The following is a 23,568-nucleotide window of genomic DNA, read 5'->3' as shown; positions in this document are numbered from 1 at the left end:
TGTTCAGGTTGTCACAGGCGGCCTGCGGCGAGTTCCGCGCGCACCCAACCGACCACTTCGCGCACGCTCTCGGCGATCGGCACCGTGGCGGCGAAACCCAGCACCCGCGCGGCCTTCGCCGTGTCGGGAACGCGGTGCTGCACGTCGTATTCGAAGGGGGCGTCGCTGGCGTGGCGGAGCGGCCGGTCGCCGTGGACCTCGCGCCAGACCAGGGCGGCCAGTTCCAGGACGGTGGTCGGCTCCGGCGTGGACAGGTTGAAGTCGTCGTTCAGCGCCTCGTCCCGTTCGACGCACAGGCGGATGCCCCGGGCGAGGTCGCTGCCGTGGGTGTAGCAGCGCACCTGGCCGCCGTCCCCCAGGATATGCAGGGGATCCTGCCCCTTCAGCACCTTCTGCGCGAGGTCCGGAAGCACGTGGGACATGCTGAGCCTGACATTTCCGCTCATGATCTCGGCGTCTCCCAACGCCTTGCCCTCGCCGATGCCGACGCAGTTGAACGGCCGCGCGATCGTGAAGGGCAGCCCGTACTGCTGGTGGGCCGCCCGCGCGAAATACTCCACCGCCAGCTTCTGGAAGCCGTAGCTGCTGGCGGGGGGAGGGGCGCGGGTGATCTCGCTCTCCGGCGTCGGGAAGGTCGAGGCGCTCTCGAACACCATGCTGGAGCTCAGCACGACGATCCGGCCCAGCCGTCCCGCCCGGTGCGCCGCGATGGCGGCGTCGAAGGTGGACGCGGTGATCCGCTCGTTCTCCGCCAGCAGGTCGTAGGCATATTGGTGGAAGTACGAGATGCCGCCGATCATCGCGGCGCCGGCGACGATCCGGTCGCAGTCGGCGGCCAATTCCGTCATCAGGCCGACATCCTTGCAGTCGCCGAAGACGAAACGGTAGCCGGGATGGCCGTCGTGCGCCTTGGCGACGGGGCCGTACTTGCTGAAATTGTCGATGCCGACGACCTGATGCCCGTGCTTGAGCAGTTCGGCCACGACATAGCCCGCGATGAAGCCGGCGGCTCCGGTAACCAGGATCTTCATGAGCGTTTCCGCGCTGGCAAATCCGGCGGCACGCCGCCGAAAGATATAGCCAAGCTATGCCGAAACGGTTAATCAATCCTTCCGGTAAGGCACCGGTCCCGCCACATCCGCCTGAAAGCCGCTTCCAGCGTTCGCGTGAAATGGGCGGCGTCGCAGAGCGGCGAGGCCGCCATCCGGTCGCGCAGCCTGCCGCGCAGGTCGGCCAGCCGTCCGAGGTCGGCGGCCAGCCCCTCCGCCCGCGCCAGGTACCCCGAAGCGTCCTCCGCCACCAGGCCGGGGAGCCCGGCGGCGGTCAGGTGCGACAGGCTGTGGCGGGTACAGAACCGCTCGCCCGGCAGCGTGATCACCGGTACGCCCATCCACAAGGCTTCCAGCGTGGTCAGCCCGCCCGAATAGGCCAAGGGATCGAGCGCTATGTCGACCGAGTTATAGGACTGGAGCAGGCCCGCGTGGCCGGACGCCCGCCGCAGGTCGAGCTGGCCGGGAGCCACGCCGTGGGCGGCGAACCGGGCCGCCACCGCGTCGCGCACGCTCGGAACGTCGAGCGCGAAGGTCTGGAGCATCAGCCGCCGGTCGGGACGGTCGCGCAGCAGGGTGCTCCAGAGCGCGATGCTGGACTCGTCCAGCTTGGCGAGATTGTTGAAGCAGCCGAAGGTGACGACGCCCGACTCCAGGGCCGGCAGCGGGCCGACGGGCGGCGCATAGGGCGGCGGCTCGTAGCAGACATAGCAGTCGGGCAGCCGCATGATCCGCTCGGCGTAATGGGGATCGACCCCGTCCGGCGTCTGGCGCGGGTCGGAGATGAGATAGTCGATGGCCGGGATGCCGGTGGTTCCGACATAGCCGGCCCAGGTCGCCTGGACCGGCGCCGGCCGGTGGACGAAGGCGCGCAGGCGGTTGTTCGCGGTATGCCCCGACAGGTCCACCAGGATGTCGATGCCGTCGCCGCGGATCCGGTCGGCCAGTTCCTCGCCGTCGGTGTCGCCGATCTCGTGCCAATGCTCCGCCATGCGGCGGAAGCGGTCCGTCAGGGCGTCGCTCCGCCGGCGCGCCGAATAGCAATGGACCTCGAACGAGTCCCGGTCATGGTGCAGGACCACTCCGCTGAGGAAGAAGCCCACCGGGTGCTGGCCGAAATCGGCCGACACGTAACCGATGCGGAGCCGCCGCCCCGGATCGCGGATCGCATCGGGAGCCACCCGGCGCGCGCCGGCCGGCCCGCCGGAGGGGGCATGGCGGCGGTACCATTCGGCGTGGAGGCGGTAGAGGTCGGCCAGGCCCAGCGTCCCGTCATACTGGAGGGTCAGCAGCAGGTTGCTGTGGATCTCCGCGTTTCCGGGCTGCAGCAGGAGGGACCGCCGCAGCAGCCGGACTCCCTCCCGCGACCTGCCCATGCCGCTCAGCATCACGCCGTACGAGTTCAGCGCGAAGGGGTCGGCCGGGCCGTGGCACAGGGTCGCGCGGAAGATCGCGTCGGCCGCCGGCATGTCGCGGACGGCCAGGTGGAGCATCCCGAGGCAGTGACGGAGGTCGACGTCCTCCGGCCGGTGCGCCACCGCCAGCGCGGTGATCGGGATCGCATCGCCGGTCCGCCCGGCGTCGCGCAGGGCGATCGCCAGGAGCCGGATCAGGCTGCTGTCGAGCTGTGCGGGATCGAGCCGGGCCTGACGTCCCACCGCCCGGAGGGCGCCGTCCAGGTCGCCGGTACGGAACCGGACCACCGCGATCTGGTGAAGGGGCGCCGGATTGTCCGGCCGGTACGCCGCGGCATTGCCCAGGGCCGTCAGGGCGGCGTCGGAACGGCCGGCCAGATGGAGGGCTATGCCCAGGTTGTGCCAGGCGGGGTCGTGATGGCGGTCGATGCCCAAGGCGCGGCCATAGGCTTCGGCGGCGGCGAAAGCGCAGCCGTCGTCGAGCAGGACATTGCCCAGGTTGTACCAGCCGTCCCGGTCGGCCGGGTCGATCAGGAGCGCGCTGCGGCAGCACAGCAGCGCGGCTTTCGCATTGCCGCTCGACCGGTGCAGCGAGGCGAGGCTGAGCCAGGCGGCACCGAATTCCGGCTCCGCCGCCAGCGCCTGGCGAAAGAGCCGGGACGCGTCGCAAAGGCGGCCTTCCCGCTCGGCGATCAGCCCGAGCAGGTGCAGGGCACCGGGGGAGTCGGGATCGACCCGCCGGACCTCCTCGCACAGCCAGGCCGCCATCACGAGATTCCCGGCCAGAAGGGACCGTTCGGCTTCGGCAAGCAGCCCGACGCTCAGGGCGCCGGACGGGAAGGGAGGGGACGCGGAAGAGGCGGCCCTGGAAGCGGGGGCCGCCGGATACTCATAGGACATGCTCTAACCGGGGTGGCCTGGATCCGCCATGCCGCCGGGCTTCAGCCGGCCGGAAACTCGCGGACCAGGGCATCGTCGAACTGGATCAGGTGGCGGCAGACCTCCAGCGCGGCGAGGTACTCGCCCTTGCGGCTCAGCTCCGAGATGATCGCCAGGCTGCGCAGCACCGGCTGAAGCTCGGTCGCCTCCGCCCGATCGTCGAGCAGCGAGATCAGCTTATCGTGGTAGATGCCGGCGGAGGCGCCGTCGAGGGTCATCAGCTGAAGCGCGTAATAGATGCGCTTGGTCGCCGTGTCCGCGTCCTTCTCGTCCAGGATCAACTGTTCGCGGGTCAGGGTCGGGGTATCCTTGGGGACCATGACCGTGCCGTCGTCCTGCATGTGGATCGGAACGCCCTTGACGATGACGGTGCCGCCGGGCTGGAGCGGGAGAGCAATCAGTTCGATCGTTTCGGTCATTGTCGTGCCACCCTCTTGCAGTCGTTGCTGGTGCAGTCGTTGCTGGCTTGCAGCCGTTGCTGGACATCGCGGGTGGCCTTCGAAGCTTGCCCCGCCCGGTGTTGATGGCCGGGATTATGTCCATCTTCAAAGTAGCTTGCAACAAGGAGTTACACTTTCGGATGTAATACTTTTGGGAAACGACCGGGACGATCCGCGCCGGGGACAAGGCGGCGCGCGACCGCGAAGGGGCGGCCAAGGCGTCTGCTTCGCTGAAGTTCGGGTTCCGCCCGATTTCATTCGGTCTGGAGGATTTCGTTTTCGATGGCCCGGACGCTTTTGGCGTCGTCGAACAGGAGGGGGACGCGGTCGAGGACGCGTCGGATGACGTGGGCCCTGCGGTCTGGCTGGCTGGCGAGGTCGAGGGCGAGGTCGACATAGTGGGCGTGGTCTCGGGCGACGCAGTCGTCCAGGCCCATCAGGCGGTAGAAGCCGTGGGTGTGGCGGCCGCGCATGAAGGCACCGGGCCAGGTGACGATCGGGGTGCCGAGCGCGAAGGCCTCCAGGCTGGTGTTGCCGCCGCTGTAGTGCAGCGGGTCGAGCATGACGTCGCTGCACGCCACCAACGACAGGAAGTCTGGCAGCGGCATCTGGCGCAGGAAGCGGAAGCGCGCCGCCACGTCGGCTCCGGCGGCGGCGAGCCTGCGGCGCAGCAGGGCGTCGAGGTTGCGGTCGCGCCCCGAGAGCAGCACCACCAGGCCCTTTGGGTCGCGGCGCAGCAGGTCGACCAGGGCGCGGTCGAAGTCGGGATGGATCTTGAACAGGCTCTGCGGGCAGACATAGAGATGGGCGTCGTCGGGCAGTCCGAAGGCCGAGCGCGGCTTGAGCCGGGCCGGCAGGCGGGGTCTGGCGTAGTGCAGGGTGGTCCCGGGCAGTCGGACCAGGCGCTCGGAGTAGTGGCGCTCGGCGCCGTCCGGCTCCATGGCGGCGCACGACAGGAAGCGGTCGAGGTTGCGGATGCCGGTGGTGTCGGGATGGCCCCAGGTCAGGCACTGCAGCGGGGCGAGCCTGGCGAAGGCGAGGAAGTAGGTCAGGGCGGACATGCCGATGTCGGCGTAGTACAGGACGTCGAGGCGTCGGGCGGCGATCGCGTCGCGGGCGGCGCCGAGGTCGAGGGGCAGCTCGACGGTGGCGTCGGCGGCGCGGACCAGGGCGTCGCGCAGGGCGTCGCCGGCGTGGGGGGTGGTGAACAGGGTGACGTGGAAACGCTCGCGGTCGAGGGTCCGGATCAGGCCGAGGTTGAGCTTGGCGATGGTGTGCTGGTGCCAGTACTGGGAGACGAAGCCGACATGGGTTCGGCCGTCGGGCCGGGGCGGCGGGTCGGCGCGATCCTGGAGCAGGTCGGGGCAGGCGGCCTCGTACAGGCCGGCGACGGCCTGCTGGAGGGGCCGGTCGTCGGCGGCGTGGTAGGCCAGGTAGAAGCAGGTCTGGCCGACCTGGGCGAGCGGGTCGCGCAGCCGGATGCCCCGTCCGGCCAGCCGCGCCACCCCGTCGGCCAGGCGCTCGCGCACCTCCCGGATGTGCGCCTCCGACTCCGGGATGATCGGAAGGGCCAGCGCCTCCTTCACCTCGAGCCCGGGATCGCCGCACAGGCGGCGGGCCTGGCGGAAGGCCGTCCGGGCGCGCCCGGTATGGCCCTGGTCCAGCAGGATGTTGCCGAGCATGGTCTGGGCGCGCGCGAAATCCGGCGTCACGGCCAGCGCATGGCCCAGCGTCGCGGCGGCGGCGTCGAGCCGGTGGTCGCGCAGGCGGGCGTTGGCCAGGCTGATCAGCGCCTCCGGATGGTCGGGCCAGAGCCTGAGGGTGCGTCGCCACATCGCGTCGGCCTCGCCGTGGCGGCCCAGGCCGGCGAGGGCGGTCCCGAGATTGCACCAGGATGTGGCGTAGGCGGGATCCAGGGCCGCGGCCCGGGCCAGGGCGTCGCGGGCGTCGCCGTGGCGTCCCAGGCGGCTCAGGCAGAAGCCCAGGTTGTTCCAGGCGTCCACCCCGTCGGGACGCAGCGAGGCGGCGTGCCGGTATGCCGCCTCGGCCCCGTCCAGCCGGTCCAGGACGAGCAGGATGTTGCCGAGCGTCAGCGGGGCGGCGGAGTCGGCCGGGTCGCACAGGACCGCGCGGCGGGCGGCGGGCGCCGCCCGTTCCGGCAGTTCGAGCGCGGCCAGGACCATGGCCAGGTCGTGCCACGCGGAGGCGAGCGAGGGATCGACGGCCAGGGTGTGCCGATGGACCTCGGCCGCGTCGGACAGGCGGCCCAGCCGGACCAGGGCGGTTCCCAGCCCGGCGAGCGCCGGCATGCCGGACGGATCGCGCGCCAGGGAGTCGCGGAACGCGGCCTCCGCCCCCGCGGGGTCGCCGGCGGCCAGAAGCGCCATGCCCAGACTCGCATGGGCCGGGGGGTGATCCGGGGCGAGCGCCGCGGCGGTCCCGAAGGCCCCGGCGGCTTCGGCGGGGTTTCCCAGCTCCAGCAGCGCGTGGCCCAGGTTGAGCCAGGCCTCGATCATCCCCGGGTCGAGGCCGATCGCGCGCCGATAGGCTTCGGCGGCGTCGTCGGGCCGTCCCTGGTGCCTGCGGGCGATGCCGTACTCCAGCAGGATGTCCGGGTCTTCGGGACGCGCCGCCGCGAGGATCCCGAAGGCGTCGGCCGCCAGGTCCCAGTCGCCGGCCTGGGCGCCGACCTGGCCGATCACGAGCAGGGTGCCGGCCGGAGGAGCCAGCGCCATCGCCTGCCGGCACGCCCGCGCCGCCTCGGCCAGGCGTCCCGCTTCATGATGGTGCTGGGCGGTCTTGAGGAGTTCGGCGAGCATCTGCAGGCATCGTTCCGTGGGAGACTTGGACCGCCGCACCGTAACACCGGCGCGCCCCCGGCGACATCCCGGTCTTTGCCGCTCCGCGGACGGTCAGGCGGCCCCTGGTCGGAACTCGGCGGTGAAGCGGTCGGCCTCGGCGCGCAGGATATCGATCTGGCGGGTGATCTGCACGGCGGAGTCGGTCATCCTCCCGACCGCCTCGTCGGTTTCGCGGATCGCCCGGGTCACGCTGCCGAGGCCGCCGGTGATCTCCCGCGCCGACCCGGCGCTGTCGGCCATGCTCGCCGCGATCCGTTCGGTCGCGGCGCTCTGTTGCTCGACCGACCCGGCGATGGCGGTCGCGATCGCGTTGACCCGCTCGACCGTCGCCGCGACCTCCCGCATCGCCTCCACCGCCATGCCGGTCTCCGACTGGATGTCGGCGACCTGGGTCGAGATCTCGGCGGTGGCCGACGCGGTCTGGTTCGCCAGCAGCTTGACTTCCTGCGCGACGATGGCGAAGCCCTTGCCGGCCTCCCCGGCTCTCGCCGCCTCGATGGTGGCGTTCAGCGCCAGCAGGTTGGTCTGCTCCGCGATGCCGTTGATCAGGCGGACGACATCGCCGATCCGCTGCGCCGCGCCTTCCAGGTCCCGTATGCGCGTTGCGGCCCGCCCGGTATGGGCGACCGCCTCCCTCGTCACGGCGGCGGCCTCGGCCGTCCGGCCGCCGACCTCCTTGACCGACGACGCCAGATCCTCCGAAGCGGAGGCGATGCCCTCGACCGACGACGCGGTGCTTTCGGCGGCGGACTGGACGGCCGCCGCCTGGCGGCTCGCCGTGGCGGCCTGGGCCGAGATCCCTTCGGCGACCATGCGAAGATCCCGGTCGGCCCCGAGGAGGGCGGCGGCGACGCCGGCGACCCCGTCGTTGAAGCGGCCGGTGGCCTCGGCCATGCGCAGGGCTTCCCGCGACGCCGCGTCCCGCCGCGCGTCCTCCGCCGCGCGCATCGCGTCCAGCGCGGATGCCTGGGTCTGCATGGTCAGGATCGCCCTGGCGACCTTCCCGAGTTCGTCGTCGGGCCCGGTTCCGTCGAGCGCCACGTCGCGCCGCCCCGCGCCGATCGCCTGGATCGCGGCGGCCGCCTGCCCGAGGGGCCGGGTGATCGATCTGACGCCGAGCACCGACAGGACCACCGCCGCGGCGATGGTCAGCAGCGTGATCGCCGCGGTCAGCGCGATCGTGAAGCGACCGGTCGTGGCGCTTTGCAGGGCACGTTCCGCCTTGCGGCGCCCGATCAGGTCGGAAATGGCGCCGTTGCGCTCCTCCAGGGTCTCGAACGCCTCGATGAAATCCCGCATGCGGACCTGGGCCTCGACCGGGCTGGTCCGGGCCAGGCCGACGATCGTCTCCGCCGAGGCGATGTAACGGTTGAGCGCCGGCTCGACCTCGCCCAAGGCCGCCTTGATCTCCTGGTCCAGGCCGGACCGCTCCGCATTGGCCCGAAGCGCCGCGCGGAAGGTCCCCGCATGCTCGTCCAGCGATTCCCGCGTCGCGTCATGGTCGTTCTCCTGCGTTCCGTAAGCGCTGGACAGCAGGGCGGTCAGGACGTCGGCGCGCAGGGCGTCGTGCATCATGTCGCCCAGCAGATGGCTGGCCAGGGCATCCGACATGACGATCAGGTCGTCGGCGGCCCGGTTGGACGCGACGATGCCCGCGGCCCCGATGCTCCCCGTGATTCCGGCGGCGATCGTCAGGCCGGCGGCAAGGCCGATCAGGCGTTGGCGTAGCGTCAGGTGTGGCATGGCTGCGCGGTCCTGGACTGGAGTGCACGGGCTGGGGCAGGTGCGGGAAGATCGAATGCAGAAGTCTTCATGTCGCCGCATGAATCGGAATTAGCATGAATAGCATGTTTCCGCATCCTCCGCTCTGCTCCGGCATCCCGGCAAAGCATGCATGCCCCCGGCAGATTTTGCCGGGACTCGAGGCCGGCGCAGCTGCGTTGCCGAGCCCCGGGTGGTCGGCGACGCCCCGAAAGCCCTTTGCGGTCGAAGAGTTTTCCTTCTGGCCCGGAGATTGCTTGGAGGATCGCCGACAGGCACCGCATCCGGCGGGACCTGCGGGTGATGGTGGATCAGATGGGCCTCGACGTTTCCCTGCGCACGGCGATGAGCGGACTTCGGACTGTCCAGCAGGGGCTGGACGTCGTCTCGCGCAACATCGCCAATGCCGATACTCCCGGCTATACGCGCAAGATCCAGACCCAGTATACCCAGGTCATCCAGGGCCAGAGCGTCGGCGTCCAGACCGGCAACGTCGAACGCGAGGTCGACACCGCGCTTCAGAACGAGGTGCGCAAGCAGGGCAGCCGGGTCGCCAACCTGACCGTGCAGGAACGCTACCTGAGCCAGGTCGAGACCCTGCATGGCGATCCCGGCTCGGAAAGCTCCCTGGGCAACGTGCTCAACCGGATGAAGGACGGCTTCACCCGGCTGATGGACACGCCGAATTCCGTTCCGCTCCAGAACGAGGTCGTTTCGCTGGCCGACACCGTCGCCCGGACCCTCAACCGGGTTGCCGACGGCATCAACGACATCCGGACCCAGGTCCAGGTCGATATCGAGAACGCGCTGACCGACCTGAACAACCAGTTCCAGCGGGTCGACGACCTCAACCGGCAGATTCGGTCCCTCACCGCCACGGGCCAGTCCCAGCCCGACCTGGAAGACCAGCGGGACGAGGCGTTGCGGAAGATCTCCGAGCAGATCGAGGTCAACGTCATGCGCCGGGGCGACGGCACGGTCTCGGTCCTCGACCGGTTCGGCCAGCCCTACCTGGAGGCCGGCTACCAGCCGCTGTCCATCTCCCAGGTCTCGATCAACCCGCAGGCGGCCTATCCGGGCGCCATCGACCCGATCCGCCTGGGCGATCCCGCGACCGGTACCGACGTCACCGGCCGGCTGTCGCAGGGCGGCAGCCTGGGCGGGCTGCTCCAGCTGCGCGACCAGACCCTGCCGCGGTTCCAGGCCCAGCTCGACGAGTTCGCCCAGACCATGGGCGAGTCGTTCGAGAGCGCCGGGCTCCTGCTGTTCACCGACAGCACGGGGGTGGTTCCGGTCGACGACCCGCTGGCCTCCCCGCCCACCTCGTCGGTCGGCTTCGCCAACCAGATCCGGGTGGCCCAGGCGGTCATCGACACCCCGAGCCTGCTGCGCGACGGATCGCCGATCGTGCCGGGGACCGCCCCGGCGAACAGCAACCTGCTGCGCACGATCGTCGACGGCGTGCTGGGCGGCAACCGGACTTTCCAGACCACCGGCCTCGGCCCCAACGCCGACCTGGGCACCGTGCTGCCCGGCAGCGCGACGCTGGCGTCCTTCGCCGCCGAGCTGGTCAGCCACCAGACGAACCTGCGGGCCAGCACCACCGCCCAGCTCGAACCCGCCACGACGTTGCGCGACCATCTCAGGACCAAGCTGTCCGATCAATCCGGCGTTAACCTGGATCAGGAAGTATCGCTCCTGATCCAGCTGCAGCGTTCCTATTCCAGCTCCGCCCAGGTCGTCTCGACCAACCGGCAGCTGTTCAACGACCTCATCTCGATCCTGCGCTGATCCGACCAGGGAGTCCGGCCATGACCTCGATCTCGACCAACGGACAGTTCCTGCGGCTGCAAACCCAGAACCTGGCCATCCAGCAGCGCCTGACCGAGACTTCCGCGCAGGTGTCGAGCGGTAAGAAGACGTCCGTCTACGGCGGGCTGGGCGCCGATGCGCGCCAGTCGATCGACCTGCGCGGCCAGGTGACCGAGCTGGACACCTACCAGAAGAACATCGCTTCCGCGAAGCTGCGGGTCTCCAGCGCCGTCGAGACCATGGACCGCATCAAGAACGTGGCGCGCGACGTGCGCGAGCAGCTGACCAAGCTGACCGGCAACCCGCCGCCCAACCAGACGGTGGTCCAGGATATCGCCCGGCGCGGCTACGAGGAGATCGTGCAGCTTCTCGGCACCCAGGTGGAGGGGCGCTACATCTTCGCGGGCAGCGACATCGACAATCCGCCGTTCCCCGACTCCGCCCAGTTCTTCGCCGACGTGCAGGCCGAAGTCACCGCCTTCGCCGCCAACGGCGCCGCGGCGACCCTGGCGGCGACCACGGCGATCGCGACCGACGACGCCTATTTCTCGACGGCGCTCCAGGCGGCCGATCCGTCGCCGCTCCGCGCGCGGGTGGACCGCAACCTCGACCTCAGCTACCAGGTCCGCGCCAACGGACCGGAAAGCCCGGCCCCGCCCCCCGGGGAACTCGCCCCGTTCCGCGAGATCCTGCGCAGCCTGGCGACCGCCGCGACCCTGACCTACGATCCCGCCAATCCGGGATCGTTCGCCGACTACACCACCATGCTGGACGCCACGCGCAACGCGCTGGACAGCGCCGCCAAGAACCTGGACAACCATGTCGGCATCCTCGGCTCCACCTACAAGCGGATGGAGGCGATCGACAACCAGCACGACGTGACCGCCCAGACGGCCAGGACGAACCTGGGTGCCGTCGAGGACGTCGACATGGCGGAGGCGATCACCAAGCTGCAGCTGATCCAGACCCAGCTCCAGGCGTCGTACAAGGTCACCTCGACCCTGCGGCAGGTGAACCTGATCGACTTCCTGTAGCGTCACGGCCGCCCGGCTCCCGCGGAGTGAGGCTTCACGACTCGTCAACCATGCCGGTGCTAACCAGCCGCTTCGACCTCATGCGGGAAGCCTGATGAAACTCGTCGTCCTCGATCCCGGCCTGGACAGCACCGCCGGCCATCATTACCACCTGGATCTCGTGCTGCGGGAACAGGCGGCCGCCCATGGGTTGCCTTCGGTGTTCTACGGGTTCAAGGGAATGGACCCGGCGATCGAGGACCAGTTCGACGCCCGCCTGATCTTCGACCTGCACTCCTACGCCAAGACCGCCGGCCTGCCGGAACTGGCGCCGATCCAGAACTGGTCGACCAAGAACGCCAGCTTCTGCCGCAACCTGTGCGACGGCGTGCCGGTCGATTTCGCGGCCGACGACATCGTGGTCATGCACACCGTGCTGGGCAGCGAGATGGTCGGCCTTTACCTTTGGTACCGCAGCCTTCCCGACCCCAAGCCGCGCGTCTGCCTCGTCCTGCGCTTTCCGCCCTGGTTCCACCTGGCGCGCCGGTATCACGAGATCGCGGTGGCGCTGGAACGCTACGCCGTCTCGCTCTGGACCGAGTTCCCGGCGGACCGCGTGATGATGGCCTGCGACAATGCCGGCCTGGCCCGCTTCTACGGCAAGCTCGCCGGTTTCGAGATGCCGAGCCTGCCCATCCCGATCCGCTATCCCGCCGTGACCCTCCGCGAGGGAGGAGCCCGCAGGCCCCGTTTCGTGTATCTGGGCGAGGCGCGGGAGGAAAAGGGCATCCACCTGATCGTCGAGTCGCTGCGCCGCCGTCCCGCGGCCCTGGCCGGCATCGACTTCACGATCCAGTGCGGCCGGCCGGAACTGCTCGGGTCGCTCCTGGGGGAATGGCGCCGGGACCTGCAGGAGGTCGACTTCATCGACCGGAACCTGTCCGAGGCGGATTACCTGGCGTTGCTGTCGAGCGCCGACGCGGTGCTGGTTCCCTATCAGCCCGACATCTACGACGTCCGCACCTCCCACGTCTATCTGGAGGCGGTCGGAACCGGCAAGCCCGTGCTGATCACGTCCGGTTCCTGGATGGACCTGGAGTCCGCCCGCCTCGGCCACACGCCCGCGCGCGCCGCCGATTTCACCGTGGACGCCGTCGAGGAGGCCCTCGTCCGCCTGGCCGGCGACTGGCAGGACCTTCGGGCGCTCGGCCCCGCAGCGGGCGAGCGGTGCCGGGCATATCACAACCCCGCGACATTTTTTAACACGCTGCTTTCCCTTTTCCCGTGAGAAAGCGCCCGTAGCTGTCGGCGGGCCGCTGCCCGGAAGGGCGGAGAACCGCGGATTTCCTGATGTTTCGCATGCAACTCAAGATGCGGATGTCCCTCCCGGGAATCCGGCAATTAAGACTCTTTTTACGGTCTGGGCTTACCATCGAGTCGCGGAAGAAGACCGCAATCTATCCAAAATGGAGGCACCGGTGGCCAACTCGGTTAATACCAACATCGGGGCGATGATCGCCCTGAAGAACCTGAACAGCGTCAGCGACTCGCTGTCGACCACCCAGAAGCGCATCAGCACCGGCCTGAACGTCGCCGACGCCTACGACGACGGCGCGTCCTATGCCGTCGCGGAAGGCATCCGCAGCGACGTCAAGGCGATCGGCGCGGTGAACGAGCGTCTCGCGGTCGGCAAGGGCATGATCGACGTCGCCGTCAAGGCCGGCGAAAACATCTCCAAGTCGCTCCAGGATGTCCGCGTCGTCCTCACCAAGCTTGCCGACCAGGCGCTGACCGGTGCGGACCGCACGAACTACGAGAACCAGTACAACACGCTGAAGAACGACATCGACAACTTCATCAAGGACGCCAAGTACAACAACATCACCCTGATCAATACCGGAACCAACCAGTCGATCATCTCCAACATCGACGGCGGCAACATCACGGTGACGGCGCAGAACCTGGCGTCCGCCGTTTACGGGCAGCTTTCCGCCGCGTCCGACTACTCGGCCGCCGCGGCGCTGATCGCGACGACCGGCGCGTTGGCCAACGCCGAAAGCAACCTCGGCCGCGCCATGAACCAGCTGGCCGCCGACAGCCGGCGCATCACGAACCAGATCGGGTTCAACAACGCGATCGCCGACGCGACCAACACCGGCCTGGGCGCCATCGTCGACGCCGACCTCGCGAAGGAGAGCGCGCGGCTGCAGTCCCTGCAGGTGAAGCAGCAGCTGTCCAGCCAGGCGCTGTCGATCGCCAACCAGTCGCCGCAGTCGCTGCTGGGCCTGTTCCGTTAAGGTCGAACCCGCGTCCAACCCTCTCCGGGCGCCGTTCCGGGGAGGGGGGCGGTGGCCTTGCGGCCCTTCCGGCGGTTCCTGCGGCTCCCTTCCCTTGAAATCACCAGCTAATTGCAGTTCTGAACGGAAGTGGCAATGAACTCGAAGATCAATGCCTACAAACAAGCGGCGATGATGAAGACCGATTATCGCTCGCAAGAGGCCAATCTCTTCAAGCGAGTCACGTTTGGCCTGATCCAGGGCAAGGCGAATCCGAACGGCATGGACCTCGTCCGCGCCGCCTCGGACGACAAGCTGCTCTGGATGACCATCGTCAAGCTGCTGCAGGACGACCAGAACCGCCTGCCGGCACCGCTGCGCGCCCAGATCATCTCGATCGGCCAGACGGTGATCCGCGAGATCGACCAGAACATCACCGGAACCCTGGATGTCGATTTCCTGATCGACATCAATACCCAGATGATCGAAGGCCTTGCGGCGCAGCCCGAGATGGCCGCCGGCGCGGGCCTGCCGACCGAGATCCCTCCGGCGTAAGGGGGCCGGCCGGGAAGAGATCAGACGACATCGCGGAGTCCGACCATGTCCAGCAGCCTCGTCTTCGCCAAGATGCCGGCGATCGCCGCATACAAGCTCGCCCTGAAGCAGGGCGACGCGGCGCTTGAGAAGATGGCGGAGCGGAAGGACGTCAAGGCGGAGGTCGATTACTTCAACAAGAACATCCAGAGCGTGAAGTCCGTCGACGACCTGTTCAAGGACAGGCGGATGATCCAGTTCGTGCTGGACGCCGTCGACCTGGGCAAGGAAACCGGCAAGATGGGCCTTCTCAAGAAGGTCCTGACCCAGAAGGCCGACGATCCGGACGCCTTGATGAACAAGCTGATCGACAAGCGCTTCAAGACGGCGGCCAGCCTTCTCAAGCTCGGCGAGAACGGCCTCGGCACGATCCAGCGCGAGAGCACAAAGGCGGACTTGGCCGAGCTGTACGTCAAGAACAAGTATGACGCCGGCTTGGCCTCTCAGAATTCGGCAGTCCCGTTAGCCTTGTATTTCAAAGAGAACGCTTCCTCCGTCAAGAATACGTACGAGATCCTGGGTGATCAGCGGATGCGCCATGTCGTGACCACGGCGCTCGGCCTTCCGCTGCAACTCGCCAACCAGTCGGTCGAAGCGCAGGCAGCGGCGATCGAGAAACGGTTGAAGCTGTCCGATCTAAAGGACGGCAAATTCGTAGACAAGCTGGCCCAGCGTTTCCTGATGGCGTCCGACGATGGCCGGTCTTCGACCGGGTCCAACAAGTACGTCCTGAACCTCTTTGCGTGAGATGCCGGACACCCCAGCCCTGGCGGCGGCCTTCCTCCGCGCCGGCGGTGTCCGCCGCAACACCGGCCGAGCGCCGGGATCTGGAGAAGATGAATGTCTGCTGAAATGACCATGGAAATGCCGGCCGACGCCGCCGACCTGGCGGACCTCAAGCAGCGCGCCACGATCCTGCTGACGCGCGGCGACCTGGAAGGCGCGCGGTCCGCGGTCGATGCCGCGATGATCGATCAGCCCGAGGATGCCGACCTGCTGGCGCTGCGCGGCACCTGCCGGGCCCGGCAGGGCGAACTGAGCGACGGCATCCAGGATCTCGCCACCGCCGTGATGGCCCGGCCGCGCGATTGGGAACTGCTGAACAGCCTCGCGGTGCATCTCCAGCAGATGAAGATGTTCGACGAGGCGGTCGTCTTCCATGTCAAGGCGATCAACAATTCCGAACCGGAGCAGCATCCGCAGCTCTATATCAACCTTGGCCTCGCCATGATGGGGCAGGGCGAGCACCTCGCCGCGGTGGAGCTGTTCGAGGCGGTCCTGGCGGTTCATCCGGACATGCTGGACGCCGCGGTCAACCTGTCCAGCGCCTTGAATTCGCTCAAGGAATACGGCCGCAGCGTCGAGGCGTGCCGGCGGACCCTGGCGATCGTCGAGGTCCCCGAGCTGTACCACAACCTGGGCAATGCGCTGCACAGGATCCCGGGCCGCAACGCCGAAGCCCTCGCCGCGTTCCAGAGGGCGGTGGAGCTCGATCCGACGAACTGGAAATCGAAGCACATGCTCTCCCTGCTGCGGGACGAGGACATGGACTCGATCCCGACGAACTTCGTGGAAGGGATGTTCGACGAGTATGCCAGCTTTTACGAGCAGGACGTCATCGAGAAGCTGCGCTACCGCGTCCCCGGGCTGATCCGGCGCTACCTGCTGAAGGCCGTCCCGGGCAGGACCCGCTTCGCCTCCGTGCTGGACCTCGGCTGCGGCACCGGTTTGACCGGCGTCATGCTGCGCGATATCGCGGACTTCCAGAAGGGCGTCGATATCTCCCGCAACATGCTGAAGCTGGCCCTGGAGAAGGGGATCTACGACCAGCTCGAGGCCGCCGACCTGCAGGTCTCCCTGGGAGAGATCGACCGGGCCTACTCCGTCGTCGCCGCCGCCGACGTGTGCGGCTATATCGGCCGCCTGGAGGAGTTCTTCGCCAAGGTGGCGGCGGCCGTCGAGGCCGACGGTCTGTTCGCCTTCTCGGTGGAGGAGTCGTTCCTGGCGGACTTCGAGGTTTCGGCCGCCGGCCGGTTCGCCCACCGTCGGACCTATGTCCAGAAGGCCCTGGCCGATGCCGGTTTCAAGGTGCTGTCGGTCGCGCGCGAGCAGCTTCGCAACAGCGGCGGCCGGCCCGTGTTCGGCATGATCTTCGTCGCCCAGAAGACGGCCTGACCGTCCGGTCCAGGGTAGCGGGCGGCATGGGCCGGAAGAGGGGCAACCCTCCTCCGGCCTTTTTCGCTGGCGAAAAGGCTCAAGGTGTCCGGAGGATTTCGTTTTCGATGGCCCGGACGCTTTTGGCGTCGTCGAACAGGAGGGGCGCGCGGTCGAGGACGCGTCGGATGACGTGGGCCCTGCGGTCTGGCTGGCTGGCGAGGTCGAGGGCGAGGTCGACATAGTGGGCGTGGTCTCGGGCGACGCAGTCGTCCAGGCCCATCAGGCGGTAGAAGCCGTGGGTGTGGCGGCCGCGCATGAAGGCACCGGGCCAGGTGACGATCGGGGTGCCGAGCGCGAAGGCCTCCAGGCTGGTGTTGCCGCCGCTGTAGTGCAGCGGGTCGAGCATGACGTCGCTGCACGCCACCAACGACAGGAAGTCGGGCAGCGGCATCTGGCGCAGGAAGCGGAAGCGCGCCGCCACGTCGGCTCCGGCGGCGGCGAGCCTGCGGCGCAGCAGGGCGTCGAGGTTGCGGTCGCGCCCCGAGAGCAGCACCACCAGGCCCTTCGGGTCGCGGCGCAGCAGGTCGACCAGGGCGCGGTCGAAGTCGGGATGGATCTTGAACAGGCTCTGCGGGCAGACATAGAGATGGGCGTCGTCGGGCAGTCCGAAGGCCGAGCGCGGCTTGAGCCGGGCCGGCAGGCGGGGCCTGGCGTAGTGCAGGGTGGTCCCGGGCAGTCGGACCAGGCGCTCGGAGTAGTGGCGCTCGGCGCCGTCCGGCTCCATGGCGGCGCACGACAGGAAGCGGTCGAGGTTGCGGATGCCGGTGGTGTCGGGATGGCCCCAGGTCAGGCACTGCAGCGGGGCGAGCCTGGCGAAGGCGAGGAAGTAGGTCAGGGCGGACATGCCGATGTCGGCATAGTACAGGACGTCGAGGCGTCGGGCGGCGATCGCGTCGCGGGCGGCGCCGAGGTCGAGGGGCAGCTCGACGGTGGCGTCGGCGGCGCGGACCAGGGCGTCGCGCAGGGCGTCGCCGGCGTGGGGGGTGGTGAACAGGGTGACGTGGAAACGCTCGCGGTCGAGGGTCCGGATCAGGCCGAGGTTGAGCTTGGCGATGGTGTGCTGGTGCCAGTACTGGGAGACGAAGCCGACATGGGTTCGGCCGTCGGGCCGGGGCGGCGGGTCGGCGCGGTCCTGGAGCAGGTCGGGGCAGGCGGCCTCGTACAGGCCGGCGACGGCCTGCTGGAGGGGCCGGTCGTCGGCGGCGTGGTAGGCCAGGTAGAAGCAGGTCTGGCCGACCTGGGCGAGCGGGTCGCGCAGCCGGATGCCCCGTCCGGCCAGCCGCGCCACCCCGTCGGCCAGGCGCTCGCGCACCTCCCGGATGTGCGCCTCCGACTCCGGGATGATCGGAAGGGCCAGCGCCATCCTGACCTCGAGCCCGGGGTCGCCGCCCAGCTTCCAGGCCTGCCGGAACGAGGCCCGGGCTTCCTCGGTGCGGCCCTGCTGGCGGAGCGCCATCCCGGCTCCGGCGAAGGAGGCCGGATCGGCCGGACGGACATGGGCCGCCCGGCGGAACTGGGCCAGCGCCTCCCGGAACCGGCCCTGCTCGATCAGCGCATTGCCCAGGTTGACCAGGGCCGGCGCGTGGTCGGGCCGAAGCGCCACGGCCATGCCCGCCGCCGCCGCCGCGTCGGCGATCCGGCCGCGCTCGTGGAGCGCATTGCCCAGGTTGCACCAGGTCTCGGGATCGCCGGGCCGCAGGCCCAGGGCTTGGCGATAGGCCCGGATCGCCTCCTCGAAGCGGCCCAGGCCGGTCAAGGCATTGCCCAGGTTGAACCAGGCTTCCACGAAACCCGGCTCCAGGACGGTCGCGCGCCGGTAGGCGCCCAGCGCCTCCTCCGTCCGCCCGAGGCGCCGCAGCGCCATGCCGAGGTCGCACCAGCCGTCGGAATCGTCGGGTGCCAGGACGAGGGTCCTGCGGTAGCAGCCCGCCGCCTCCTCGACGCGTCCCTGATCCTCCAGCGCGGTGCCCAATGCACGGTGGAGCGAGGCCACCGACCCGTCCAGGGCCAGGGCCTGGCGGTAAAGCGCCTCGGCCTCGGCGGGCCTTCCGTCGGTCTGGTGCCGGCGGGCCACCGCCGCAAGCTGTTCGAGCATCGCCTTTACCCTCCCCGCCGGGGTTGCGCAGGACCGGAGGTGCGCGTCATGGTCGTGCCGGCGGGTGCGGCGCAGTCGCGGTCCGCTTGACCCCCGGGGCCGGCCGCGTCATCTTCCCCGTGCGGGACTGATCCGAAGGAAGCAGCATGAGCTACGAACAGGTCGAGCAGGCTTGGCAGCTGAGCGAAGCCGCCCGGGACATCGCCGGGACCCTGAGCGCCGATCCCGGCCCGGCGGATTACTGGACCGGGTTCTTCAGCGGTTCCGACCAGGTGGACGTGGAGCGTACGCTTCGCGAGGGTGGCGACCCGCCCAGCCGGATCTTCCTGAAGTCGCCGTACGGCCTGCGCTGGCGGCCGGAGGAGAAGGACTGGATCCCCTTCCGCCACGGGCCCGTCGAGCCGTTGCCGGTGTAGCGCCACGCCGCCTCAGGCCCGCTTGGCGTCCTGCCAGCTCGGCTGGTCGAGGAAACGGTCCTCGTGCTTCATCACCGCGTCGGCCAGTTTCAGGGCCTGGTAGTATTCGCCCCGCTGCACGAGCGAGCGTATCGACTCCAGCGTTTCCTTGATCGCCGGGACCGTCGTCGCCTCATGGAAGTCGTCGACGAAGCCTTCCAGCGTCTCGAGCAGCGGCGGCCTTTCCTGGTCGGTCGCCATGTATGAATTCTGGATCATGAAATAGATCCGCCGTGCCGGGGTCGACGCGGACTGCGGCGGCATGATGTGCTTTTCCGTCAGGAACGAGACGTTGTTCAGGAAGATCAGAGTGCAGCGGCCATCGGCCTGGATCAGGGCCCCGTTGACGACGATGCGTTCTTCCGGTGCCAGGCGAATCTTCAACGACACTGCGGATACCCGTATGGAGTTGGTGCGGTCGACGAGCACAGTAGCATTTCGCGCACGCAGGCACAGCAGTTAGGTGCCCGAATTCGACCGGGCGCCGCAGGGCGCCCGGTCCAGTTCAACCTTAACGAAATATTAACGATCCATCGGACCTTACCGGAGCTGGAGCAGTTCGGTCAGCATCTGGTCGGCGGTGCTGATGATCTTGGTGCCGGCCGAGTAGGCCCGCTGGGTCACGATCATGCGCGAGAACTCGTCGGCCAGGTCCACGTTGGAGGCTTCCAGCGAGGATGTCGCTATCTTGCCGGCTCCGGCGGTACCGGCCTCGCGCAGGTTGTAGGCACCGCTCTGGCTGGTCTGGATATAGACGTTGCCGCTGCGCTCCTGCAGGCCGTTGGGGTTCGTGAAGGTGGCGACCGGCACCCGCGCCAGGTTCTGGGTCAGGCCGTTGCTGAAGCTGGCGACCACGTTGCCGTCGGCGTCGATCGAGATGCCGGTCCGCAGCCCGAGCTCGGCGCCGTCCTGGTTGATCGTGCCGACGCTGTAGTCGGACGCGGACTGGGTGAAGCCCGAGATGTCGATCGTGATGTCCTGGGTGGCGTCGGAGTTGTTGGCCCAGTCGATATCCGTCAGGTTCAGCCGCAGGCTGCCGGTCGCGCTGCCGGCGGGGTCGAGCACCATGTCGGTCGGGTTGGCCGCCTGGGTCGCCACCCTGTCGATCTTGCCGTTGGTGCCGAACACCAGGGTCATGGCCGAAGTCGGGGTCGCCAGCGCGCCGCCGGCCGGATCGCTGATGCCGAGGGTCCAGGTATTGGGGGTGGCGGTCGCCGTGAAGTCGAGCGCCAGCTGCTGGGCCTGGCCGAGCGAGTCGTAGACGGTCATGCTGCGGCTGAAGTGCGGTCCGGCCAGCCCGGTGTTCTGGCGCGCGTCGAGGTTCAGCACGACGTCGGCCCGGGTGGTCTGCTTGGTCCGGCCGGATTCGAAGCCGACGCTGACCGGGGTGAGGCTGGCCACGTCGGCGGTGGCGTTCACCAGCTGGCCGTCGTCGCCGATCTCCCAGCCCATCAGGTAGTAGCCGTTGGAATTCCGCAGAAAGCCGTTCTCGTCCTCCGAGAAGGAGCCGGCGCGGGTATAGAGCGTCTCCTGCGTGCTGCTGCCGTTCGGGCTCGCCTGGACCACGAAGAAGCCCGAGCCGGAGATCGCGACGTCGGTGGACGACGCGCTCTGCTGAAGGATGCCCTGCTGGTTGACCGTCTGCTCGGTCGAGGCGCGCACGCCGCCGGGCGAGTACACGGTGCTGCGGCTGGCCTGTGTGACCAGGCTGGAGAAGGCCGCCTCGTTCCGCTTGTAGCCGACCGTGTTCACGTTGGAGATGTTGTTGGCGATCATGCTCATCGACTGGCTCTGCGCGCTCAGGGCGGAAACGCCGGTGAAGAGGGATCCGAACAGGCTCATGATACTCTCCTTGGTCTTTGGTGCGGCCTGCTACGCCTGGGCGGAGGCCGGAAGGTAACGGGACTGGGCGAATGACTGAGGGGCGTTTGGTCAGGCGGCCGCGGCGATCGGCTGGCGGGCGGAGACGACGTCCTCCATCCTGACCGGCACGTTGCCCATCAGCAGGGTGGTGTTGCCGTTGCCCGACTCGATGCCGGAGACGCGGCCGTAGACGGAGGTCTTGGCGGTCAGCAGCTTGCCGTCCGCGTTGGGCGCCACCACCGCGAAGCTGTAGTTGCCGGCCGGCGCCGCGGATCCGTCGTTCCTCTTGCCGTCCCAGGTCAGTTCCTGGCGGCTGGCCAGGCGGGTCCCGTCGAGGGTCCGGACCACGACGCCCTTGTCGTTCTTGATCTGGATCCTCGTGGAGGTGGAGGTCTCGGGCAGGGTGTAGGACATCTTGGCCGTGCTCCCGTCGAACGTGAAGGCGCTGCCGCTGGCTTCCACGTCGAGCCCGATGAACCCGAGCGACGCCTGGGTCTGGTTGTTGGTCTGCATGGTCAGCAGCTTCTCCAACTTGTCGTTCTGGCTGATCTGCTGCTCGACCTGGCTGAACTGCACCAGCTGGTTGGTGAACTCGGTCGACTCCATCGGCGACAGCGGGTCCTGGTTCTGCATCTGGGTGGTCAGCAGCTTGAGGAAGCTGTCATAATCCTGGGTCAGCTTGGCGCGGGACGCCTCGGTCTTCGTGGTGGCTGCGGTCTGGCCCACGGTCTGGGCGGTGCCGTTGATCGTCGTCATGGTCGTTCTCCTGCTCGCGCTCAGATGCGGATGTCGAGACGGCTGCGGCTGGCGCCGCCGGGCTTGTACTGGGCCGGGGTGGCGGCCGCCAAACTGAGATCTTCCTCGATCCCGCCGAAATTCCGGCCCCGGCGGTCGGCCGGCTGGGTATAGCCGGCGAACTGGCGCTGGTTGCCGCCCTGTCCCTTCAGGTCGAAGCTCAGGCTGCCCGCGTCGGTCCGCAGGCCGGCGTCGGCCAGGGCGCGTTCCAGCGTGCGCTGGTCCTTCTGGAGCATTTCCAGGGTCTCCGGGCGTTCTGCCCGGATCGAGGCCTGCACCCGGCCGTCGGCCCCGAAGTCCAGCTTGACCTCGACGTTGCCCAGTTCGACCGGCTTCAGGTTGATCACCATCTGGTCGATCCGGCCGGCCGCCGCCTTGCCGATCTGGACCGAGACCTGCTCGGCCGGCGTATGGGGCATCGGGCTCCGGGCATGGCCGGGGGCGGCGCGGTCCACCGCCTCGCTCTCCGCCGGGCCGCGGCCGGGAGCCTGGACCGCCAGGGCGGGATCGGCCTCCGGTTCCGCCGGCGCGGCATTGCCGTTGCCGGCGGCGACGAGCACTTCTTCGAAGCTGCCGGCGTCCTTGACGCCGCGGTCCCCGACCGGGCGGCCGCCGTCGGCCGGGTTCGCCACGGGGCCGGCGACCGGGCCGGCGACCGGGCGGGCCTCCGCGGCATCCGTCGTCTCGGCGCCGGATGCCGCGGAGGGCGCGGCGTCGGGAACGCCGCCGGCGTGCTGCTGGGCGGCCCGCTCGTGGCGGTCGGCCTGACGCGCCGCCTGGCGGCTGCCGTGGCCGTCGCCCCGGTCCGCGTCTTCGGACATCGGGTCGCCGCCGGCCGCGTCGTCCGACGGCGTCGCGGCGACGAACCCGGCACCGTCGGCCGTGGCCGCGTCCAGCGGAGCTTCCGCGGCCTCCGGCCGATTCGCGGCCGGGACGGCCGGGACTGCAGGGGTGGCCGGGACTGCCGGGGCCGCCTGTCGCTCGGGCTGCTGCTGCAGCACCATCGTTTCGCGGGCGTGCGATGGGGCCGTTTCCGGCTGGCGCTCCGTCCTTGCCGGCTGCTGCGCGGCCGGGTCGCGGGGCGCCGGGCTGCGAACCGCCTGGACCATCGGCGGAGCCTCGGCATCGACGTCGGCGGTGGCGCCGGCAACCTGCGGGGCGGTCCTGCCGCGGTCCTGCTCCGGCTTCGGCAGCACGGCGTCGGCTTCGGCTTGGGGCTGCGCCCTCGTCTCGGCCAGCGTCTTCGTCTCGGGCTGCGCGCCCGTTCCGGCCAGCGTCTTCGTCTCGGCCTGCGGCGCGGGGCGGGGCCCGGCCTGGAGCTTGGCCCTTCCTTCCTCGACCAGCTTCGCCAGGACCTCTTCGTCCAGCGGCGAGTCGCCCTCCTGGGCATCCGCGTCCGCCGCCGCGGCATTCTCGTCGGCGTCCCGGCCGTCCTGGCCCGGCTGCGGCGCCATTCCCTTGACGGGGGGTTCGGGGCGTTGCGCCGGCTGCATCGGGACCATGCCGGGCAGGGCGGGCGGCAGCGGATCGGTGCCGGAAGCATCCGCCGGGGGAGCCGACATGCCGGCGTCGGCGGAGAGGCCGCCGGTCGCGGCGCCGGCTTCGGCCGGCAGCCGCTGCGGCACCGCCAGGTTGGAGAACAGGCCCGGCGCGATCAGGCTCAGCAGTCCGTCCGGCACGGTGCCGGCATCCTGGTCGGTCGTGCCGGCCTCCTCCGCGGCCCCGGCTTCGGGGGGGAGCTGCGGGACGGCGGGCTGGGGGGTCATGAAGTGGGCGACCAGGGCGAGAAAGCCGCCGTCCGCGGTCCCGCCGGCCGCGGGAGCCGCGGCGGCTGCGCCGGCGCTCCCGGTTGATGCCGCCTGGGGCATCGTTATGGTCTGGGTGATCTCCACGGCATCCTCGCTGGCTGTACGGTATCCAGTAAAGCAAGCTGCGGGCCAAACCTTAGGGCATTGTTATTCCTCGATATTCCAGCAGGTAGGC

At 69.3% G+C, this 23,568-nt stretch carries 18 protein-coding genes; 8 read left to right on the top strand and 10 right to left on the bottom strand.

The features are described 5' to 3' along the window. Positions 1–11: 11 nt before the first annotated feature. From IGS68_RS23010 to IGS68_RS22990, 5 genes are all read right to left on the bottom strand, one after another. Positions 12–1,031, bottom strand: a complete 1,020-nt coding sequence (locus IGS68_RS23010) for an NAD-dependent epimerase/dehydratase family protein (RefSeq protein ID WP_201074332.1) — start codon at positions 1,029–1,031, stop codon at positions 12–14. Between the two features lie 68 nt (positions 1,032–1,099). Next, on the bottom strand, positions 1,100–3,364 hold the full coding sequence (locus IGS68_RS23005) for a tetratricopeptide repeat protein (protein WP_201074330.1): 2,265 nt from the start codon (positions 3,362–3,364) through the stop codon (positions 1,100–1,102). A gap of 41 nt (positions 3,365–3,405) precedes the next feature. Next, on the bottom strand, positions 3,406–3,822 hold the full coding sequence (locus IGS68_RS23000) for a flagellar biosynthesis repressor FlbT (RefSeq protein WP_201074328.1): 417 nt from the start codon (positions 3,820–3,822) through the stop codon (positions 3,406–3,408). A gap of 275 nt (positions 3,823–4,097) precedes the next feature. Then, a complete protein-coding gene (locus tag IGS68_RS22995) occupies positions 4,098–6,662 on the bottom strand; it encodes a tetratricopeptide repeat protein (RefSeq protein ID WP_201074325.1) in 2,565 nt (854 codons plus the stop codon). A 93-nt stretch (positions 6,663–6,755) separates the two neighbouring features. Further along, positions 6,756–8,447, bottom strand: coding sequence for a methyl-accepting chemotaxis protein (locus IGS68_RS22990; RefSeq protein ID WP_201074316.1), 1,692 nt, complete (start codon positions 8,445–8,447; stop codon positions 6,756–6,758). Positions 8,448–8,768: 321 nt separating this feature from the next. Between IGS68_RS22990 and flgK the strand changes: the two genes are divergently transcribed. The 7 genes from flgK to IGS68_RS22955 all read left to right on the top strand — a co-directional run bounded on the left by flgK (position 8,769) and on the right by IGS68_RS22955 (position 16,335). Further along, positions 8,769–10,256 (top strand): flagellar hook-associated protein FlgK, encoded by a 1,488-nt coding sequence (gene flgK / locus IGS68_RS22985; RefSeq protein ID WP_201074314.1) that lies wholly within the window; start codon positions 8,769–8,771, stop codon positions 10,254–10,256. A gap of 20 nt (positions 10,257–10,276) precedes the next feature. Next, positions 10,277–11,311 carry a flagellin gene (locus tag IGS68_RS22980; RefSeq protein ID WP_201074312.1) on the top strand — a complete coding sequence of 345 codons (1,035 nt, stop codon included), beginning with the start codon at positions 10,277–10,279 and terminating at the stop codon, positions 11,309–11,311. A gap of 94 nt (positions 11,312–11,405) precedes the next feature. Beyond that, positions 11,406–12,578: a glycosyltransferase family protein gene (locus IGS68_RS22975; protein WP_201074310.1), complete on the top strand. Its 1,173-nt coding sequence runs from the start codon at positions 11,406–11,408 to the stop codon at positions 12,576–12,578. 190 nt (positions 12,579–12,768) lie between these two features. Next, positions 12,769–13,587, top strand: coding sequence for a flagellin (locus tag IGS68_RS22970; RefSeq protein ID WP_201074308.1), 819 nt, complete (start codon positions 12,769–12,771; stop codon positions 13,585–13,587). Between the two features lie 135 nt (positions 13,588–13,722). Beyond that, on the top strand, positions 13,723–14,121 hold the full coding sequence (locus IGS68_RS22965; protein WP_201074306.1) for a flagellar biosynthesis regulator FlaF: 399 nt from the start codon (positions 13,723–13,725) through the stop codon (positions 14,119–14,121). A 45-nt stretch (positions 14,122–14,166) separates the two neighbouring features. Next, positions 14,167–14,907 (top strand): DUF1217 domain-containing protein, encoded by a 741-nt coding sequence (locus tag IGS68_RS22960; RefSeq protein WP_201074305.1) that lies wholly within the window; start codon positions 14,167–14,169, stop codon positions 14,905–14,907. Positions 14,908–15,000: 93 nt separating this feature from the next. Beyond that, positions 15,001–16,335 carry a tetratricopeptide repeat protein gene (locus tag IGS68_RS22955; RefSeq protein WP_201074302.1) on the top strand — a complete coding sequence of 445 codons (1,335 nt, stop codon included), beginning with the start codon at positions 15,001–15,003 and terminating at the stop codon, positions 16,333–16,335. A 79-nt stretch (positions 16,336–16,414) separates the two neighbouring features. Here IGS68_RS22955 and IGS68_RS22950 read toward each other — a convergent pair whose 3' ends face one another. Further along, positions 16,415–18,472: an O-linked N-acetylglucosamine transferase, SPINDLY family protein gene (locus IGS68_RS22950; protein WP_201074300.1), complete on the bottom strand. Its 2,058-nt coding sequence runs from the start codon at positions 18,470–18,472 to the stop codon at positions 16,415–16,417. 146 nt (positions 18,473–18,618) lie between these two features. Between IGS68_RS22950 and IGS68_RS22945 the strand changes: the two genes are divergently transcribed. After that, entirely contained in the window at positions 18,619–18,888 is a 270-nt protein-coding gene (locus IGS68_RS22945) for a hypothetical protein (protein ID WP_201074292.1), read from the top strand. 12 nt (positions 18,889–18,900) lie between these two features. Here the strand turns inward: IGS68_RS22945 and IGS68_RS22940 are convergent, their stop codons facing one another. The 4 genes from IGS68_RS22940 to IGS68_RS22925 form a co-directional block, all read right to left on the bottom strand. Beyond that, complete coding sequence (locus IGS68_RS22940) at positions 18,901–19,317, bottom strand: flagellar biosynthesis repressor FlbT (protein ID WP_201074290.1); 417 nt, start codon at positions 19,315–19,317, stop codon at positions 18,901–18,903. Positions 19,318–19,467: 150 nt separating this feature from the next. After that, a complete protein-coding gene (flgE, locus tag IGS68_RS22935; protein WP_201074288.1) occupies positions 19,468–20,769 on the bottom strand; it encodes a flagellar hook protein FlgE in 1,302 nt (433 codons plus the stop codon). A gap of 90 nt (positions 20,770–20,859) precedes the next feature. Further along, a complete protein-coding gene (locus IGS68_RS22930; protein WP_201074286.1) occupies positions 20,860–21,546 on the bottom strand; it encodes a flagellar hook assembly protein FlgD in 687 nt (228 codons plus the stop codon). Between the two features lie 20 nt (positions 21,547–21,566). Then, on the bottom strand, positions 21,567–23,477 hold the full coding sequence (locus tag IGS68_RS22925; RefSeq protein WP_201074284.1) for a flagellar hook-length control protein FliK: 1,911 nt from the start codon (positions 23,475–23,477) through the stop codon (positions 21,567–21,569). Positions 23,478–23,568 lie beyond the last annotated feature (91 nt).

It is taken from the genome of Skermanella sp. TT6, assembly GCF_016653635.2.
Taxonomy (GTDB): Bacteria; Pseudomonadota; Alphaproteobacteria; order Azospirillales; family Azospirillaceae; genus Skermanella; species Skermanella cutis.
The sequence above is the reverse complement of the archived record's forward strand: the minus strand, read 5'-3'. Positions and strand labels throughout refer to the sequence as shown.